The following is a 16,983-nucleotide window of genomic DNA, read 5'->3' on the forward strand; positions in this document are numbered from 1 at the left end:
TGTGATCGTGCGTGAGGCACGGTTGTGGGCTCAGTGCCGGCAACGCGCGCTTTCCTGCAGCAGCGCCGCGTGCAATGCATCGCGGTCGCGCGCACTCACTGCATTCTGGAAATAGCTGACGTCGCGCCGGCTCAGTGTGCAGGGATCGACCTCGTAGCCCGGTGGCCAGAACCCAAGGTAGCTGGCCACACCCTGGATCATCTGTTTCGGGCTCATCTGCGGCTTCAGCCGGAAGTAGCGAGGAGCGTGCTGGAAGGCAGGGTCTTGGTTGAGGCGTCGAAACGGTTGCTGGGCGAAGCTGTCGGCGGTCATTGGGTTGCCGCCGGCGGCGCTTTCGGCAAGGCTCAGATTCAAGGGGGCTGGCGCAGCGGTCGTCGTTTGCGGCGAGGGCAGGGGCGGTTGTTGGCCGGGCGAGCGCCGGGAGCGCTCCCTTGCCGACAATCCGGTGCTGGCCACCTGCGTGGACGTGTGCGTGGATTGCCTGGTCGGCGGTGAGGCCGGAGGGGGCGGCAACCAGCGCAGGCTGATGCGCGGTCCGCTGTCGGGCGAGCTCGGCTGACGCGCTTGCAACAGCCATAGCGCAAAGGCTGCATGGACGGCGACGACGGTAATGGCAGCGCTCAGGTGGGCGAGCGGGTGTCGGAAACGTCCGGAAGTGGTCGCCATCGGCAAAGCATCCATGCGGGGGCCGATGCTGTGACCGCCATCCGTGCCAATAGTTTCCCGTTCCCAGGGAAACAACGGCAGCATCGTCAAGCAACGGTGTCGGCTGCAACCAAATGACAGCCGCTGCAGTGCTGCATGGCAGACTGCGGCCATTATTTCCTCTGTTACGACCATGTCGACCGCCGCCAGCTCCGCTCCCTTGAACTCCCCGCGCCGCGTACTGGCGGCCAGTCTGATCGGCACCACCATCGAGTTCTTTGATTTCTACATCTACGCCACCGCAGCGGTGCTGGTGTTTCCCAAGCTGTTCTTCCCTGAGAGCAGCAATGACGCCGCGCTGCTGCAGTCGTTGGCGACCTTCGCGGTGGCCTTCATCGCGCGGCCGGTGGGTTCGGCGGTGTTCGGGCACTACGGCGACCGGATAGGGCGCAAGGCCACGCTGGTGGCGGCCTTGCTGACGATGGGCTTGTCGACGGTGGCGATCGGCCTGCTGCCGACGTACCACGACATCGGTGTGATCGCGCCGTTGCTGCTGGCCTTGTGCCGCTTCGGGCAGGGCCTCGGGCTGGGCGGTGAGTGGGGTGGGGCGGTGTTGCTGGCGACCGAGAACGCGCCGCCGGGCAAGCGCGCCTGGTACGGCATGTTTCCGCAGTTGGGCGCGCCGCTGGGCTTCCTGCTGTCGGCCGGCACCTTCCTGCTGCTGGGGCGGGTTCTGGACGATGCCAGTTTCCTGTCCTGGGGCTGGCGCGTGCCGTTTGTCGCCAGTGCGCTGCTGGTGATCGTCGGGCTGTGGGTGCGTTTGAACATCCGCGAGACGCCGGATTTCCAGAAGGCACTGGACCAGGGCCAGCGCGTGCGCCTGCCAATGCGTGAGGTGCTGGTCAGGCATGGTTTTGCGGTGGTCGTCGGCACCTTGGCGGCATTCGCCACCTTCGTGCTGTTCTACCTGATGACGGTGTTCACGTTGGGCCATGGCACGTCGGTGCTGCGTTATGCGCGCGAGGACTTCCTGCTGCTGCAGATGGTCGGCATCCTGTTCTTCGCTGCCGGCATTCCGTTGGCGGCGCTGTACGGCGATCGTCATGGCACGGTCAAGGCGATGTTGTGGGCGACCCTGGGCATCTTCGTGTTCGGCCTGCTGTTCCAGCCCCTGTTCCAGGCCGGGCATCCGTTGCAGGTGTTGCTGTTCCTGTCGCTGGGCCTGTTCCTGATGGGCCTGACCTACGGGCCCTGCGGCACCATGCTGGCCAGCCTGTATCCGGTACAGGTGCGCTATACCGGGGCATCGCTGTCGTTCAACCTGGCCGGCATCCTTGGCGCAGCACCCGCACCGTATGCCGCAACCTGGCTGGCCGGGAAGTTCGGCATCGCCGCGGTTGGCGGCTATTTGTGCATCACCGCCTTGGCAACGGCATTGGCCCTGCTGGCCATCAGTCGTTGGCAGCGCAAGGGTGCCGCAGGGACGCCGTAAGTCGCGACTACTGCCGGTCCCACACAAGACCGGTGATGTGTGCGCCTTGCGGCGTACCTGCAGCGGTAAAAACGCAGGAACGACGGGGAGGGGATATCTGGGGGGATGTCTGCAGCCTCGCCGTTCCTGCAAAGCGATTCAGCGGAACAAACGCTTCAGCGTGCGTCCCAGCCAGCTGCCTTCCTGGTGATCCCTGGCGAACTGGTTGAGGTGGCGCTTGACGTGCTCGGCATAGGCCTTGTCGTCGCCGCGGATGTGGTTGAACAGCCAGCGCGACAACATGTTGCGCAGCTCGTCGGTAACGTCTTCGCCGGACTGGAAGCGCATGCGGTACTCGGAGACGCGCTTGCCGAAGACTTCATGCACACGCTTGTGCGCGGCGCAGAAGGGGTAACCGGCTTCTTCCATCAGCTCTTCTTCGAAGGCGAAGTGCGACATGGTGTAATCCACCAGTTCGTCGATGACTTCAGCCACGGCGACCCGTTCCAGGCTTTTCTGGGCGACGTGGAGGTGGTTGAGCATCTCCACGATGCGCATGTGCTGATGGTCGATGACCTCGACACCCGTATTGAGATCGTCCTGCCAAACCAGTAGTGCCACCGCCACTTCTCCCTCGTGTGCTTTGAGCTGCACTGTAGGGAGCAGGCCGGACAGGCGCGTTGATCTGGATCAATGCCTGCAGCGGGGCAATGATTTCATTCAGATGTCGGAATGCGGGCTTTCAGTGCGTATCGGCGCTGCAGACGCGGTTGCGACCAGCGGCCTTGGCCAGGTACAGCTGGCGGTCGGCTTCGGTGATCAGTGAATGCAGGTTGCCGCTGCGCAAGGGCATGCGGCAGACGCCGATGCTCACCGTCATGCTCAGGACGCTGTCACCGAAAGGCAGCCGCAAGGCCGCTACCGATTGCCGCACTTTCTCGAAGTGCGCAGCACTGGCGGCTGCATCCAGGCCGGAGACCATCAGGCAGAATTCCTCGCCACCAAAGCGCGAGCTGATGTCCTGGCTGCGGGTGTTTGCCTGCAGTACCGAGGCGACCGCGCGGATGGCCTGGTCGCCGGCTTCGTGGCCGAGGCTGTCGTTGATGTGCTTGAAGTGATCGATATCGACCATGGCCACGGCGACCATGTCGCCGTTGTCGACGGCACTGAGCTGGCGCTGGCTCTGCTCAAGGAAGCTGCGGCGGTTCGGCAGGCCGGTCAGGAAGTCGCGCGTGGCAAGATCCTGCAGCGTGCCGATCAGTTCCAGCTGGTCCACGTTCTGCGAGACACGGCAGAAAAACTCCTCGCGCGAGAACGGTTTGCGCAGGAAGTCGTTGGCGCCGTTCTTGAGGAAGCGCGGGATCAGTGACGGGTCCGAATTGCCGGAGATGCCGATCACCGCCACCTTGTCGCGTGCACGCAATGCTCGCAGCCGCCGGGTCAATTCCACGCCCTGCATGCCCGGCATTTCCTCGTCGACGATGACCAGTCGGATCGCCGGATCGGCCTCGATGGCGCGCAGCGCGGAGGCACCGTCATCGGCCTCGATGACGTGGTAGCCATACATGCTCAGCAGGGCGGAGGCGTAGGCGCGGGCCGACGGTGAGTCATCCACGACCAGGGCGGCGATGCGCCGGTTGCGCTCCATGCGCTGCACCAGCCAGACCAGGTAGTCGATGCTGCCGGGCGTGTTCTTCAACACATAGTCGATGATCTGCTGTTGCAGCACGCGCTTGCGCAGATCCTCGTCGTAGACACTGCTGACCACGATGGTCGGCAGGCCGCGATTGACGAAGTACTGCACCACCTGGTCGCGGTCGCCGTCGGCCAGGATAAGCCCGGTCAGGACCAGGAACCAGCCATCCTCGCGATCCAGCAGTTCACCGGCCTCGGCCAGGCTGGAGGCGACGCTGACGGGCAGTTCAAGCCGCTGCTCGATGGCCTCGCGCAGCATCGTGGTGAAGGTGCGCGAGTTCTCCACCAGCAGGATGCGCTGGGGCAGGGGCGCGATCGACGGACTGTCAAAGGCGGCCTGTGGCGTGCTGGCAGTGGTGGCAAGAGTTGGGAGCATCGGAAGGTATAGCGGCCGCGGGCGTGGGAGCTTGAGGCCGCATGTGGCCGGGATTCGGAATTGGGGTTCGGGTCTGGCAGGCGTCAGCCCTGTACTCGGCTGGTCCGTGCGGTTCCTCCCCAATACCCGCCTCACCACAACAGATCGCGCAGCTTGTACCAGGACATCGCTGCCACCAGCATCGGCATGCGCAAAGCCTTGCCGCCGGGGAATACGCCGTGTGGGATGCGCTCGAACACGTCCAGCCGCTGCGCCTGGCCGGCAATGGCAGCGGCGATGACTTCGCCGGCCAGGCCGGTGCTGGCGACGCCGTGGCCGGAAAAACCCTGCGCGAAGTACACGTTCGGGGTGATCCGGCCCCAATGCGGCGCACGGTTGCGGGTGATGTCGATATAGCCGCCCCAGACATACTCCATTTCCACGTCGGCCAGCTGCGGGAATACCCGCCGCATGCGCCGGGTCATGCTGGCGCGCAGGCCCGGCGGGGGCAATGCCGAGTAATTGGCCTGGCCGCCGAACAGCAGGCGGTGGTCGCGGCTGAGCCGGAAGTAGTCCAGCGCCCAGTTCACGTCGGCCACGGCCATGTCATTGCGGATCAGTGCCTTGGCGCGCTCGGCGCCCAGCGGCTGGGTGGCGCCGATATAGGTGCCGACCGGCATCATCCGGGTTTCCAGCTCGGGCGCGATGTCCTGCAGCCAGGCATTGCCGGCCAATACGACGAAGTCCGCATCGACCCGGCCATGGCGGGTGATCAGTGCTGCTTGCGAGCCACGTTCAAGCCGGGTGACCGCGGATTGCTCATGGATGGTGACACCGGCGGCTTCGGCGGCCTGGGCCAGGCCCTGCGTATAGGCCAGCGGATGCAGGTGGCCGCTGGCGGCGTCATAGACCGCGCCCAGATAGCGCTCGCTGGCCAGTTCCTGCTGCAGGCGCGGGCGGTCCCACCATTCCAGCGGGTAATCGTAGCGCTGCGCCATGCGTTCGATGTCATTGCGCAGGGCACGTTCCTGACGCGGCTGGATAGGGACGCTGGCGTGGCCGTCGCGCCAGTCGCAGTCGATGCCGTGCCTGGCGATGCGCTGCTTGAGCATGTGCATGCCGTCGCGCGAGAAGTCGAACAGCAGCCGTGCATCGGCGTCGCCGACCAGGGCTTCCAGCGTGTCCTGTTCGCAGCCGTAGCCGACGATGGCCTGGCCGCCGTTGCGGCCGGAGGCGCCCCAGCCGACACGCTCGGCTTCCAGCACGGTGACCTTGTAGCCCTTCTCGGCCAAGGCCAGCGCGGCGGTCAGGCCGGTATAACCGGCACCGAGCACGGCCACGTCGGCGCGCGCCTGCCCATGCAGGGGCGCGCGCAGCGGAAGTTCGGGTTGGCTGGCGGCATACCAGCTCGGGGGGTATACGGATGCAGCAGCGTCCACGGACATCAGGCCGAATCGGGGGCGGGAAGTGTAACGACCCCGGCGTGTGCGGCGTGCACAGGCCGGTGAAGATTCCGTGCAGTGTGCCTTGCATTACTTGAATGCCGGATGGCACTTGGTTGCCTAATCAGTGGGGCAGGGGTAGCGTGCTGGCACGTCTCATGAGCGTTACCCATGGCCAGCCTGCCGCTGGTCGGCTTGCCTACCGACAGCAAACCGATCGGGTCCCATCCGTTTCTTGTCGCTGGTGAAAAGTACGTGCGCGCGGTTGTCGACGGCGCGCAGGCCACGCCATTGCTGCTGCCATTGCTGCAACCGCCGCTGCCGGCCGAGGCGTGGTTGACCGCGCTGGATGGCCTGCTGTTGACTGGCGCAACCAGCAATATCGAGCCGCACCACTACGGTGGCTGTGACAGTTGGCCAGGCAATCCGCATGATCCGGCGCGCGATGCCAATGTGTTCGGGCTGATTCCGCAGGCGCTGGCATTGGGTATGCCGATACTGGCGATCTGCCGTGGTTTCCAGGAGATCAACGTTGCCTTTGGTGGCAGCTTGCACCCGAAAGTACATGAGGTGCCCGGGCTGGCGGATCATCGTGAAAACCCGGCGTCATCATTGGAAGTGCAATATGGGCCGGCGCATGCGCTGCAACTGAGCCCGGGTGGTTTGCTGGCAGGCATTGCCGGCGGCAACGAGGTGATGGTCAACTCGGTGCACGGGCAGGGTGTAGCCAGGCTGGGCGAAGGGCTGCAGGTCGAGGCCCGCGCGCCGGACGGGCTGATCGAGGCGTTTCGTGGCAGCGGGCCATCGTTCCTGCTCGGCCTGCAGTTCCATCCGGAGTGGCGGGTTACCGAGAATCCGTTCTATCTGGGTATTTTCAAAGCCTTCGGCGAGGCCTGTCGCCGCTATCGGTCAAACAAACAAGTTGGTTCCCCATGACGTCGCGCCCCCGCACCCGCAGCCGTAAAACCGCCATCGCCGTCCAGGAAGAAAGCCTGCTGCTGCGCTGGCTGAAGGAGCGGCACATCACCGAGGTTGAATGCCTGGTGCCGGATATCACCGGCAACGCGCGCGGCAAGATCATCCCGGCCGACAAGTTTTCGCACGATTACGGCACGCGTCTGCCCGAGGGCATTTTCGCCACCACGGTGACCGGCGACTACCCGGATGACTACTACGAACTGACCTCGCCGGCCGACGCGGACATGATCCTGCGCCCGGACCCGGACACCGTGCGGATGGTGCCGTGGGCGACCGATCCCACCGCGCAGATCATCCACGACTGCTACACCAAGAATGGCCAGCCGCACGAGCTGGCACCGCGCAATGTGTTGCGGCGGGTACTGGCGGCCTACGAAGCGCTTGGGCTGAAGCCGGTGGTGGCGCCGGAAGTGGAGTTCTTCCTGGTGCAGAAGAACACCGACCCGGATTTCCCGCTGCTGCCGCCTGCTGGCCGCTCCGGTCGCCCGGAGACAGCACGTCAGTCGTACTCGATCGATGCGGTCAATGAATTCGATCCCATCCTCGACCTGATGTACGACTACTGCGATGCGATGAAGCTGGACGTGGACACCTTGATCCACGAATCCGGCGCCGCGCAGCTGGAGGTCAATTTCACCCATTCCGACGCGATGTCGCTGGCCGACCAGGTATTCCTGTTCAAGCGCACCATGCGCGAGGCGGCGCTGCGTCACGGCATCTATGCGACCTTCCTGGCCAAACCGATGGAGACCGAGCCCGGCAGCGCCATGCACATCCACCAGAGCCTGGTGCGCATTGCCGATGGCCGCAATGTGTTTGCCGGCCACGCCGAAGGGGAGTACAGCGAGACCTTCGACAACTACCTGGCTGGCCTGCAGAAGTACGTGCCGGCGGCGATGGGCTTCTTCGCCCCGAACGTGAACTCCTATCGCCGGCTGGTATTTGGCGAGGTATCGCCGAGCAATGTGGAATGGGGCTTCGACAACCGCACCTGCGGCCTGCGTGTGCCCATGGACAGCCTGGAGAACAACCGCGTGGAGAGCCGCTTTGCCGGCTCCGACGCCAATCCCTACCTGGCGATGGCGGCGACGCTGGCCTGTGGCCTGCTGGGCATCCGTGAAAAGCTGACGCCGACCACCCCGATCAGTGGCAACGCCAAGGAGCTGGGCTACGAACTGCCGCGCTCGCTGGGCGAGTCGCTGGATGCGCTGGAGGGTTGCGAAGCCCTGCAGGAGCTCTTGGGACGACGTTTCTGCCGCGCCTACGTCTCCGTCAAGCGCAAGGAATACGAGACCTTCTTCCGCGTGATCAGCTCCTGGGAGCGCGAGTTCCTGCTGCTGAATGTTTGACAGCGAGGCTTGTCTCCCTCCCTTTCGCGCAGCGAAGGGGAGGGTTGGGGAGGGGTAAGCTCTGCTGTGGCTGTTCTTGCAGTGGCTTCGCGGCTCACGCCGCTCCCACAAGCCTTACACCCATCTTCTACACACGAAGCCGCCGCAGATGGGACAATATGCCCACTTCCCGGCTTGGCCGGTCCCCCATACCGCTCCCGGATCACACTGGAGAACCCATGAATCTGCGCATTCTGACCGTTGGTGTCGCCATTTCCCTGCTTGCTGCCTGCGGTGGCAAGGAAACTGGCGGCAAGCCCGCTGAAGGCGGCGAGGCCAAGGTCCTCAATGTCTATAACTATTCGGATTACATCGCCGAAGACACCATCCCGAACTTCGAGAAGTCGACCGGCATCAAGGTCACCTACGATGTGTTCGACAGCGATGAAATGGTCGAGACCAAGTTGCTGACCGGCGACAGCGGCTACGACATCGTGGTGCCGACGCTGAACTTCTTCGGCCGCCAGATCCAGGCCGGCGTGTTCCTGCCGCTGGACAAGAGCAAGATCCCGAACCTGGCCAACCTCGATCCGGCTGTGATGCAGCGTATTGCTGGCCAGGACCCGGGCAACCAGTACGGCGTGCCCTACATGATGGGCAGCACCGGCATCGGCTACAACGTGGCCAAGCTGAAAGAGCGTTTCGGTGGCAGCGCCGACATCGCCAACAGCTGGGACCTGGTGTTCAAGCCGGAAAACATCGCCAAGATGAAGGACTGCGGCGTAACGCTGCTGGACACCCCGGCCGACATGATCCCGGTGGCCCTGCATTACCTGGGCGAAGACCCGCATAGCGCCGACCCGGCCGTGCTGCAGAAGGCAGCGGACCTGCTCAAGTCGATCCGTCCGTACGTGCAGAACTTCCACTCCTCGCAGTACGTCGGTTCGCTGGCCAATGGCAGCACCTGCCTGGTGGTCGGCTGGTCGGGCGACATCATCCAGGCCCGTGACCGCGCCGAAGAGGCCAAGAACGGCGTGGAAGTTGCCTACTCCATCCCGAAGGAAGGCGCGCCGCAGTGGTTCGACATGCTGGCCATCCCCAAGGATGCCAAGCATCCGGGCAACGCCTATGCCTTCATCAACTACCTGCTGGAGCCCGAGGTAGCGGCCAAGAACACCAATGTGACCCACTACGCCAACCCGGTGAAGTCGGCGACCTCGCTGGTCGATCCGGCCATCCGCGACGACAAGACCATCTACCCGGCCGAAGACGTGGCCGCCAAGATGTTCACCTATGCGATCAACAGCCCGGAGACGGACAAGCTGTATACCCGTCTGTGGACCGAGATCAAGACCGGCCGTTGATTTCAGGCAGGTTTAGCGTGTGAATCTTTACAACGCCTCCCTCCTGCAGGGAGGCGTTGTTGTTTGTGGCGTTTGCGGCTTGCCAGTTGCCAGTGGAGATGGCGAAGCCGGCGCTTGGCCCCCTCCCTTTGGCGTAGCCAAGGGGAGGGCTGGGGAGGGGTAAGCTTTTTGGGGTCTTCGGGCATTGCCAGCTTCGCGGCTGACGCCGTACTGGACGTGCTGCGTGTAATGCCCCTGCCGAGCATGGCTCGGCACTACGGTGGCGCCGGCGGGCTTCGGCTTGGCTCCCTCCCTTTGGCGCAGCCAAGGGGAGGGTTGGGGAGGGGTGCTTTGCAGCTCTGGCTCCTGCCGCTGCGGATCTACGAGCCGGAGCAAAAGCCACCCCCTCCCAACCTCCCCCTTGGCTGCGCCAAAGGGGAGGGGCACGCCAACCGCCACAGCCAGCGGTGTCGCCCGCAAAATCAGGGGGCTACACTACGCGCGTTTGTTCATCTGCCTGCTTCCGGAGCCCTACATGCCCGTTGACGCCAAGCCAGAGGCCATCGCTTTGAACAGCGAGCCCGGCTACCTGTCCATCCGTGATCTGCGCAAGGAATTCGATGGCTTCGTCGCCGTCGACGACGTCAACCTGGACGTGCGCAAGGGCGAGATCTTTGCCCTGCTGGGCGGTTCGGGCAGCGGCAAGTCCACCCTGCTGCGCTGCCTGGCCGGCTTTGAAACCCCGACCAAGGGCTCGATCCTGCTCGACGGCCAGCCGATTACCGCGCTGCCGCCGTACGAGCGGCCGATCAACATGATGTTCCAGTCCTATGCGCTGTTCCCGCACATGACGGTGGAGCAGAACATCGCCTTCGGCCTCAAGCAGGACGGCATGGCCAAGGACGCCATCGCCCGCCGCGTTGGCGAGATGCTGGAGCTGGTGCAGCTGCAGAAGCTGGGCAAGCGCAAGCCGCACCAGCTGTCCGGCGGCCAGCAGCAGCGTGTAGCGCTGGCGCGTTCGCTGGCCAAGAGCCCCAAGCTGCTGTTGCTGGACGAGCCGATGGGCGCGCTGGACAAGAAGCTGCGCTCGAAGATGCAGCTGGAGCTGGTCAACATCATCGAGCAGCTCGGCGTGACCTGCGTGATGGTCACCCACGATCAGGAAGAAGCCATGACCATGGCCACCCGCATCGCGGTGATGGACCAGGGCTGGATCCAGCAGATCGGTAAGCCGGACGACATCTACGAGCAACCGGCCAACCGCTTCGTCGCCAGCTTCATCGGCTCGGTGAATTCCTTCGAAGGCGTCATCGATGAGGATCTGCCCGAGTACGTCACCGTGCGTACCGCCGACTTCCCGGCGCCGATCTACGTCGGCCACGGCATCACCGGCTACGAAGGCCAGCCGGTGGCGTTTGCGCTGCGCCCGGAGAAGGTGCATATCGCCAAGGAAGAGCCCGAGGGCGACACCAACAAGGCCTTCGGCGTGGTCGAGGACATCGCCTATTTCGGCAGTCACTCGGTCTACCACGTGCGCCTGCCCAGTGGTGCCAAGATCCTGTCCAACTTTGCCAACATGAAGCGTTGGGACAGCGACGGCATCACCTGGAACGACGAAGTCTGGGTGTCCTGGGACGACAACGACGGCGTGGTGCTGACCTCATGAGCGCGACCAGTCCACTCACCAGCGGTTGGCGGCGTTGGCTGCCGGGTGCACGCGCGGGTGTGATCGGCGTGCCGTACCTGTGGCTGTTGCTGTTCTTCGCGATCCCATTCCTGATCGTGTTGAAGATCTCCTTCGCCAAGATGGCGGTGGCGATGCCGCCATACACCTCCATCGTGGAATACGTGGACAACGCGTTCACGGTCAACCTCAACCTGGGCAACTACACCGCGCTGTTCACCGACAGCCAGTACGTGGTGGCCTACCTGAGCTCGATCAAGATCGCCGTGATCTCCACACTGCTGACCTTGCTGATCGGTTACCCGATGGCCTACGTGATCTCGCGCATGTCGCCGTCGGCGCGCAACATCGCGATGATGCTGGTAGTGCTGCCGTCGTGGACTTCGTTTCTGATCCGCGTCTATGCCTGGATCGGCATCCTCGACAGCAATGGGCTGATCAACCGCACGCTGATGAGCATTGGTTTGATCGACGAGCCGCTGCGCATCCTCTACACCCCGGTGGCGGCCTATATCGGCATCGTCTACTGCTACCTGCCGTTCATGGTGCTGCCGCTGTACGCCAACCTGGTCAAGCTCGACCACCGTCTGCTGGAAGCTGCCTATGACCTCGGCGCCAAGCCCTGGCAGGCCTTCCTGCGCATTACCTTGCCGCTGTCGCGCAGCGGCATCATCGCTGGCTGCATGCTGGTGATGATCCCAGCGGTGGGTGAATTCGTGATCCCGGAAATGCTGGGTGGCCCGGATACCTTGATGATCGGCCGCGTGCTGTGGGGCGAGTTCTTCAACAACCGTGACTGGCCGCTGGCGTCCGCCGTGGCGATCGTGATGCTGATCCTGCTGCTGATCCCCATCATCATCTTCAACCGTTCGCAGCAGCGTGAGCTGGAAGGGAAGCTGGCATGAGCATGACCCGGCGTAGTTCCTGGTTGGGGTGGAGCATCCTGCTGCTCGGCTTCGCCTTCCTGTACCTGCCGATCCTGTTGTTGATGGTGTACTCGTTCAACTCATCACGGCTGGCGACGGTATGGGCAGGCTTCTCGACGCAGTGGTACGGCGAGTTGTTCCGTGATCGACAGCTGCTGCAGGCGGCTTGGATCAGCATCAAGATCGCGTTCTGGACGGCGAGTGCATCGATGGTGATCGGCACCATGGCGGCGATGGCGATGACCCGCTTCAAACGCTTCCCCAGCAAGACCATCTTTGGTGCATTGGTGACCGCGCCACTGGTGATGCCGGAAGTGATCATCGGCCTGTCGATCCTGTTGATGCTGGTGTCGATGGGCGGCCTGTTCGGCCTGCCATCAAAGGGCGTTGTGGCGATCTGGATCGCGCATGTGACCTTCACCATTTCCTTCGTGACGGTGGTGGTGTCTTCGCGCCTGCAGGAACTGGACCGTTCGCTGGAAGAGGCGGCGATGGATTTGGGCGCGAACCGGCTCAAGGTGTTCTTCCTGATCACCTTGCCGATCATCGCCCCGGCGCTGCTGTCCGGCTGGCTGCTGGCTTTCACCTTGTCGCTGGACGACGTGGTGATCGCCAGCTTCGTCGCCGGGCCCAGCTCGACCACGCTGCCGATGAAGATCTTCGCCTCGGTGCGGATGGGCGTGAGCCCGAAGATCAACGCCCTGGCCACGTTGATGGTGCTGGCGGTATCGACGGTGGCGGTGCTGGGCTGGTGGATTTCGGCCCGCGCCGACAAGCGACGCCAGCGCGACATGCAGCTGGCGCTGCAGGAAAACGGCTGAGAGGCCCGGTAGTGCCGAGCCATGCTCGGCAGAGGCTTTCCCGGCTAACCATCAACATTGTGGGAGCGGCGTCAGCCGCGAAGCTGGTAGCAATGAAATAAACGACATGGCGGCGATTTGATGGATCGCCGGCTTCGCGGCTGACGCCGCTCCTACAAAAGGGTTGCTGGTAAAGCCCCTGCCGAGCATGGCTCGGCACTACAGGGCCGCTTGGGATTTACCTGCGCGCAACATTCGCGGCGCTACCATCCCTGCATTCGTTGAATGCAGGTGAGTCCATGGCGTCGTATCAGACTATCAATCCCTTCAATGGCGAGATCGTGCGCACGGTTGAGCTGCTGACTGCCGCTGGCATCGAGCAGCGACTGGCCGCAGCTGAATCGGCGTTTCCACAATGGTCGGCATTGTCACTGGAGCAGCGTGGTGACCATCTGCGCAAGGTTGCTGCAGGCCTGCGTGAGCGCCGCGACGAGATCCAGCGCACGATGACCGCCGAGATGGGCAAGCTGCGCCGCGAAGCTTTGGCCGAGATCGAGAAGAGCGCCGCCGGTTGCGAGTACTACGCCGACCACGCCTCCGATTACCTGAAGCCGCAGCCGATCCCCACCGAAGCCCAGCGCAGCTACGTCATCTACCAGCCCATCGGTTGCGTGATGGCGGTGATGCCCTGGAATTTCCCGATCTGGCAGGTGATCCGCTTTCTCGCGCCGGGCTTGATGGCCGGCAATGTCGCCCTGCTCAAACACGCCAGCAATGTGCCCGGATGTGCGGACCTGCTGCGCGAGGTGGTTGCCGAGGCCGGTATTCCGGAGGGTGTGTTCGATGTGCTGCATATCGACAACGATCAGGCCGCCGAGGTGCTGCGTGATCGTCGTATCAAGGCGGTCACGCTGACCGGCAGCGAGCGTGCGGGGCGGTCGATTGCGGCCAACGCGGGCGACCAGCTGAAGAAGTGTGTGATGGAGCTGGGCGGAAGTGATGCCTTCGTGGTGCTGGATGACGCCGATCTGGACCTTGCTGCGGCTGCGGCGGTGCGTTCGAGGTTCGACAATGCAGGCCAGACCTGCATTGCTGCCAAGCGCTTCATCCTGGTCGACTCCATTGCTGATGCTTTCGTGCAACGCTACATCGAGGGCGCGCAGGCGCGCGTGTACGGCGATCCGCAGGAAGAGGAAAGCACCCTCGCGCCAATGGCGCGCGCTGATCTGCGCGACGAGCTTCACAAGCAGGTGCGTGCCAGCGTGGACAAGGGCGCGAAAGTGCTGCTGGGCGGTGCGCCGGTAGCTGGCAGCAACGCAGGCTACCAGGCCACGATCCTGGATAACGTCGGGCCCGGCATGCCGGCCTACGAAGAAGAGCTGTTCGGGCCGGTTGCGGCGATCATCCGGGTCAAGGACGAGGCCGAGGCCGTGCGCGTCGCCAATGACACCAGCTTCGGGCTGGGCGGCAGTGTCTGGACCCGCGATGTACTGCGCGGCGAGAACGTCGCGGTGCAACTGCAATGCGGCGCGGCCTTCGTCAATTCAGTGGTGAAAAGTGATGCGCGGCTGCCATTTGGCGGGACCAAACGCTCGGGCTTTGGGCGTGAGCTGGCGGGACCGGGTATTCATGAGTTCATGAACATCAAAACGGTCTATGTGGCCTGACGCCGAGCTTGTAGGAGCGGCGTGAGCCGCGAAGCTGGCAATCCATGCGCGCCCACGAAAACCAGCAACTGTAGTGAAGCGGATTGCAGGCTCTTGAAATGTTTTGAGCATTGGTGGCTTCGCGGCTTATGCCGCTCCCACATGGCCTGCTGGTAAAGCCCCTGCCGAGCATGGCTCGGCACTACGGATGCAGCTCCCTCCCTTTGGCCGAAGGCCAAGGGGAGGGTTGGGGAGGGGTTATGTTTTGCAGCTTCTGATTTGGTGGTGGCTTCGCGGCTTACGCCGCTCCTACAAAAGGTGCCGCCACTCTCATCACCCAAACGGCTGGTCGATGGACCTGCTCTGCGGGGTCATCAGTGCCGCACCATCCTCGGTAACGTAGAGGATGTCTTCCAGGCGCACGCCGAAGCGGTCCGGGATGTAGATGCCGGGTTCGTCGCTGAAGGTCATGCCCGGTTCCAGCAGGTGGGTGTTGCCGCGCACCAGGTAATCCCATTCGTGCATGTCCAGGCCGATACCGTGGCCAAGGCGGTGGCTGAAATAGCGGTAGTCCGGGCCGTAGCCGGAATCGCTGATCACCTTGCGTGCCGCGGCATCCACATCGCCCATCGCCACGCCCGGACGTGCGGTGTTCAATGCCGCCGTCTGTGCCTTCAACACGATGTCGAACACCTTGCGGATCTCGTCATCGGGCTGGCCCAGTACCACGGTGCGGGTGATGTCGCTGGTGTAGCCACCGGCACGGCAACCGCCATCGAAGATGATCGGTGTGCCTTCGACGAGGTGCTGTGGCTTGTCCGAGCCGTGCGGGGAGGCGGTGTACTTGCCGACGTTGACGCTGGCATCGCCCTGCAAGCCGGTGCGCGCGTACGCCATCGCCAGCAGGCCGCTGATGTCCTGCTCGGTCATGCCGGGCTTCAAGGCCTTCCACACAGCTTCATACACCGCCAGGGTGGCTTCATTGGCCAGCTTCATCAATGCCAGCTCGGCCGCGCTCTTGACCCGGCGGCAGCCCGATACCACCGGCCATGCCGGTACCACCTTGGCCTGCGGCAGGGCGTCGGCAATGCCTTTGGCGCGGAAGTAGGGCACGGCTTCTTCCATGCCCAAGGTGCCGGTGGCATGGCCCATGTCACGCAACACCTTGGCGACCAGGGCGTAGGGGTCCTCATCTTCCTGCCAGCCACGTACATCGTTGCCGAGCTTGATCTGCTCCAGCGTACGCACGCGTTCGAAATCCGGCGTCACGTAGACCGGTTCGCCCCTGCGCGGCAGGATCACGCCGGTGAGGCGCTCGCTGTCCCACCAGCGCATGCCGGTGAAATAGGTCAGCGAGCTGCCAGCGCCGATGAACACGGCGTCGATGCCGTGTTCGGCCATCAGTCGCCGGGCCTTGGCCACGCGTGCGATGCGCTCGTCGTTGCCGATCGGTACCACCTGCGCAGCGACCGATTTCAGGGTGCGCATGGATTCGGGCTGGGCGTTGTCGGAGTCGGCTGCAGTCTGTGCAGATGCGATCTGCGACAGGGGGAGTGCGGCGGCGCCGGCGATCAACGTGTTGCGCAGGAAGCTGCGACGGGCGGGATTGGCGTGGTCGTGCTGCATGGTTGCTCTCTGGAAAGACTGGGTAGCTGGTCAAAGCCAGCCGGAACGTTTGAACAGGCGGTACAGCACCACGCAGATCACGCCGACGCCGAGCATCAGCAGCGGATAGGCGAAGCGCCCGGCCAGCTCCGGCATGTGTGCGAAGTTCATGCCGTACCAGCTGGTGACCAGGGTTGGTGCGGCCAACAGCGCTGCCCAGGCACCGAGCTGCTTGACCGTCTCGCCCTGTGCCAACGTCACCAGTGAGAGGTTGACGTTCAGCGCGGTGCCCAGCATTTCGCGCAAGGTGTCGATGGCGTCGTTGACGCGGGCGGCATGGTCCTGCACATCGCGCAGGTACAGCCGGACTTCCTCGTTGATCAACTGCGCCTGGTTGCGTTGCAGCTGCGCCAGCGCATCCTGCAGTGGCGCAACCGCCAGCCGCATCTTGTTGAGCTCGCGCTTGAGCTCGTACAGGCGGATCACCGTGCGCCGCTCATAGGTGTCGGCGAAGATGTTTTTCTCCAGCAGGTCCAGGGTGTCGCGGAAGCTGTCGGTGATCGGCAGGTAGTGGTCGACTACCGCATCCAGCACCGAGTACAGGCAGAACGAGGGGCCCATCGCCAGCAGCTCGGGCTCCTGCTCCAGCCGCGCGCGCACCGGCGCATACGACAGCGAGGCGCCGTGGCGCACCGTCACCAGGAAGCGCGGGCCGAGGAAGGCATGGGTTTCGCCGTAACGGATACGCTCATCCACGACCTGCGCGGTGTGCACCACCACGAACAAGGAATTGCCGTAGGTTTCGATCTTGGGCCGCTGGTGCGCCTTGCGGGTGTCTTCGATCGCCAGTGGATGCAGGTCGAACTCTTCCTGCACCTTGTCCAGGATCGCGTCGCTGGGCTCGTACAGGCCGACCCAGACGAAGCCTTTGGCATCATCGGCGAGCACGTCGCTGATGCTGTCCAGGTCGAGCGGACGCTGTGTGCCGTCGGCACCGTACCAGGTGCAATTGATCACGCAGGCTGGGTTGGCCTGGACGGGAGTTGGAGTGATGCCGGTAGTCAT

14 protein-coding genes are annotated in these 16,983 nt (G+C 63.9%); 8 read left to right on the top strand and 6 right to left on the bottom strand.

Features of this window, described 5'->3' with window-relative positions; genetic code table 11:
• Positions 1–30 precede the first annotated feature (30 nt).
• A complete protein-coding gene (locus AC13FW_RS15550; protein ID WP_482989683.1) occupies positions 31–666 on the bottom strand; it encodes a hypothetical protein in 636 nt (211 codons plus the stop codon).
• Between the two features lie 172 nt (positions 667–838).
• Here AC13FW_RS15550 and AC13FW_RS15555 point away from each other — a divergent pair, with 172 nt between their 5' ends.
• Positions 839–2,137, top strand: coding sequence for an MFS transporter (locus tag AC13FW_RS15555; RefSeq protein ID WP_482989684.1), 1,299 nt, complete (start codon positions 839–841; stop codon positions 2,135–2,137).
• A 138-nt stretch (positions 2,138–2,275) separates the two neighbouring features.
• Here the strand turns inward: AC13FW_RS15555 and AC13FW_RS15560 are convergent, their stop codons facing one another.
• The 3 genes from AC13FW_RS15560 to AC13FW_RS15570 all read right to left on the bottom strand — a co-directional run bounded on the left by AC13FW_RS15560 (position 2,276) and on the right by AC13FW_RS15570 (position 5,611).
• Positions 2,276–2,737: a bacteriohemerythrin gene (locus AC13FW_RS15560; RefSeq protein WP_282270400.1), complete on the bottom strand. Its 462-nt coding sequence runs from the start codon at positions 2,735–2,737 to the stop codon at positions 2,276–2,278.
• Positions 2,738–2,858: 121 nt separating this feature from the next.
• Positions 2,859–4,187, bottom strand: coding sequence for a GGDEF domain-containing response regulator (locus AC13FW_RS15565; RefSeq protein WP_482989685.1), 1,329 nt, complete (start codon positions 4,185–4,187; stop codon positions 2,859–2,861).
• A 131-nt stretch (positions 4,188–4,318) separates the two neighbouring features.
• Complete coding sequence (locus tag AC13FW_RS15570; RefSeq protein WP_482989686.1) at positions 4,319–5,611, bottom strand: NAD(P)/FAD-dependent oxidoreductase; 1,293 nt, start codon at positions 5,609–5,611, stop codon at positions 4,319–4,321.
• Positions 5,612–5,779: 168 nt separating this feature from the next.
• Here AC13FW_RS15570 and AC13FW_RS15575 point away from each other — a divergent pair, with 168 nt between their 5' ends.
• The 7 genes from AC13FW_RS15575 to AC13FW_RS15605 all read left to right on the top strand — a co-directional run bounded on the left by AC13FW_RS15575 (position 5,780) and on the right by AC13FW_RS15605 (position 14,334).
• On the top strand, positions 5,780–6,544 hold the full coding sequence (locus tag AC13FW_RS15575; protein ID WP_482989687.1) for a gamma-glutamyl-gamma-aminobutyrate hydrolase family protein: 765 nt from the start codon (positions 5,780–5,782) through the stop codon (positions 6,542–6,544).
• On the top strand, positions 6,541–7,935 hold the full coding sequence (locus AC13FW_RS15580) for a glutamine synthetase family protein (RefSeq protein WP_482985902.1): 1,395 nt from the start codon (positions 6,541–6,543) through the stop codon (positions 7,933–7,935). Before AC13FW_RS15575 ends, AC13FW_RS15580 begins: the two co-directional genes overlap by 4 nt.
• A 218-nt stretch (positions 7,936–8,153) precedes the next feature.
• Positions 8,154–9,278: a polyamine ABC transporter substrate-binding protein gene (locus tag AC13FW_RS15585; protein ID WP_296253197.1), complete on the top strand. Its 1,125-nt coding sequence runs from the start codon at positions 8,154–8,156 to the stop codon at positions 9,276–9,278.
• Between the two features lie 514 nt (positions 9,279–9,792).
• Positions 9,793–10,923: an ABC transporter ATP-binding protein gene (locus AC13FW_RS15590; RefSeq protein WP_481509004.1), complete on the top strand. Its 1,131-nt coding sequence runs from the start codon at positions 9,793–9,795 to the stop codon at positions 10,921–10,923.
• Complete coding sequence (locus tag AC13FW_RS15595; protein ID WP_482989688.1) at positions 10,920–11,846, top strand: ABC transporter permease subunit; 927 nt, start codon at positions 10,920–10,922, stop codon at positions 11,844–11,846. Before AC13FW_RS15590 ends, AC13FW_RS15595 begins: the two co-directional genes overlap by 4 nt.
• Positions 11,843–12,688, top strand: a complete 846-nt coding sequence (locus AC13FW_RS15600; RefSeq protein WP_296253173.1) for an ABC transporter permease subunit — start codon at positions 11,843–11,845, stop codon at positions 12,686–12,688. The genes AC13FW_RS15595 and AC13FW_RS15600 overlap by 4 nt, the downstream gene beginning before the upstream one ends.
• Before the next feature lie 278 nt (positions 12,689–12,966).
• Positions 12,967–14,334 carry an NAD-dependent succinate-semialdehyde dehydrogenase gene (locus AC13FW_RS15605; protein WP_482989689.1) on the top strand — a complete coding sequence of 456 codons (1,368 nt, stop codon included), beginning with the start codon at positions 12,967–12,969 and terminating at the stop codon, positions 14,332–14,334.
• Positions 14,335–14,646: 312 nt separating this feature from the next.
• On the opposite strand, the gene AC13FW_RS15610 is transcribed toward AC13FW_RS15605, so the two are convergent.
• Together AC13FW_RS15610 and AC13FW_RS15615 are read right to left on the bottom strand one after the other, a co-directional pair.
• Positions 14,647–15,939: a M24 family metallopeptidase gene (locus AC13FW_RS15610; RefSeq protein ID WP_482989690.1), complete on the bottom strand. Its 1,293-nt coding sequence runs from the start codon at positions 15,937–15,939 to the stop codon at positions 14,647–14,649.
• A 30-nt stretch (positions 15,940–15,969) separates the two neighbouring features.
• Entirely contained in the window at positions 15,970–16,983 is a 1,014-nt protein-coding gene (locus AC13FW_RS15615) for a magnesium and cobalt transport protein CorA (protein ID WP_282272560.1), read from the bottom strand.

The organism is Stenotrophomonas sp. 21LCFQ19 (assembly GCF_056861425.1).

Coding starts and splice junctions, on each gene's coding strand:
- AC13FW_RS15590 (WP_481509004.1), top strand. CDS start 9,793: ATGCCCGTTGACGCCAAGCCAGAGGCCATCGCTTTGAACAGCGAGCCC.
- AC13FW_RS15610 (WP_482989690.1), bottom strand. CDS start 15,939: ATGCAGCACGACCACGCCAATCCCGCCCGTCGCAGCTTCCTGCGCAAC.
- AC13FW_RS15615 (WP_282272560.1), bottom strand. CDS start 16,983: ATGACTACCGGCATCACTCCAACTCCCGTCCAGGCCAACCCAGCCTGC.
- AC13FW_RS15600 (WP_296253173.1), top strand. CDS start 11,843: ATGAGCATGACCCGGCGTAGTTCCTGGTTGGGGTGGAGCATCCTGCTG.
- AC13FW_RS15585 (WP_296253197.1), top strand. CDS start 8,154: ATGAATCTGCGCATTCTGACCGTTGGTGTCGCCATTTCCCTGCTTGCT.
- AC13FW_RS15570 (WP_482989686.1), bottom strand. CDS start 5,611: ATGTCCGTGGACGCTGCTGCATCCGTATACCCCCCGAGCTGGTATGCC.
- AC13FW_RS15550 (WP_482989683.1), bottom strand. CDS start 666: ATGGCGACCACTTCCGGACGTTTCCGACACCCGCTCGCCCACCTGAGC.
- AC13FW_RS15575 (WP_482989687.1), top strand. CDS start 5,780: ATGGCCAGCCTGCCGCTGGTCGGCTTGCCTACCGACAGCAAACCGATC.
- AC13FW_RS15555 (WP_482989684.1), top strand. CDS start 839: ATGTCGACCGCCGCCAGCTCCGCTCCCTTGAACTCCCCGCGCCGCGTA.
- AC13FW_RS15595 (WP_482989688.1), top strand. CDS start 10,920: ATGAGCGCGACCAGTCCACTCACCAGCGGTTGGCGGCGTTGGCTGCCG.
- AC13FW_RS15605 (WP_482989689.1), top strand. CDS start 12,967: ATGGCGTCGTATCAGACTATCAATCCCTTCAATGGCGAGATCGTGCGC.
- AC13FW_RS15565 (WP_482989685.1), bottom strand. CDS start 4,187: ATGCTCCCAACTCTTGCCACCACTGCCAGCACGCCACAGGCCGCCTTT.
- AC13FW_RS15580 (WP_482985902.1), top strand. CDS start 6,541: ATGACGTCGCGCCCCCGCACCCGCAGCCGTAAAACCGCCATCGCCGTC.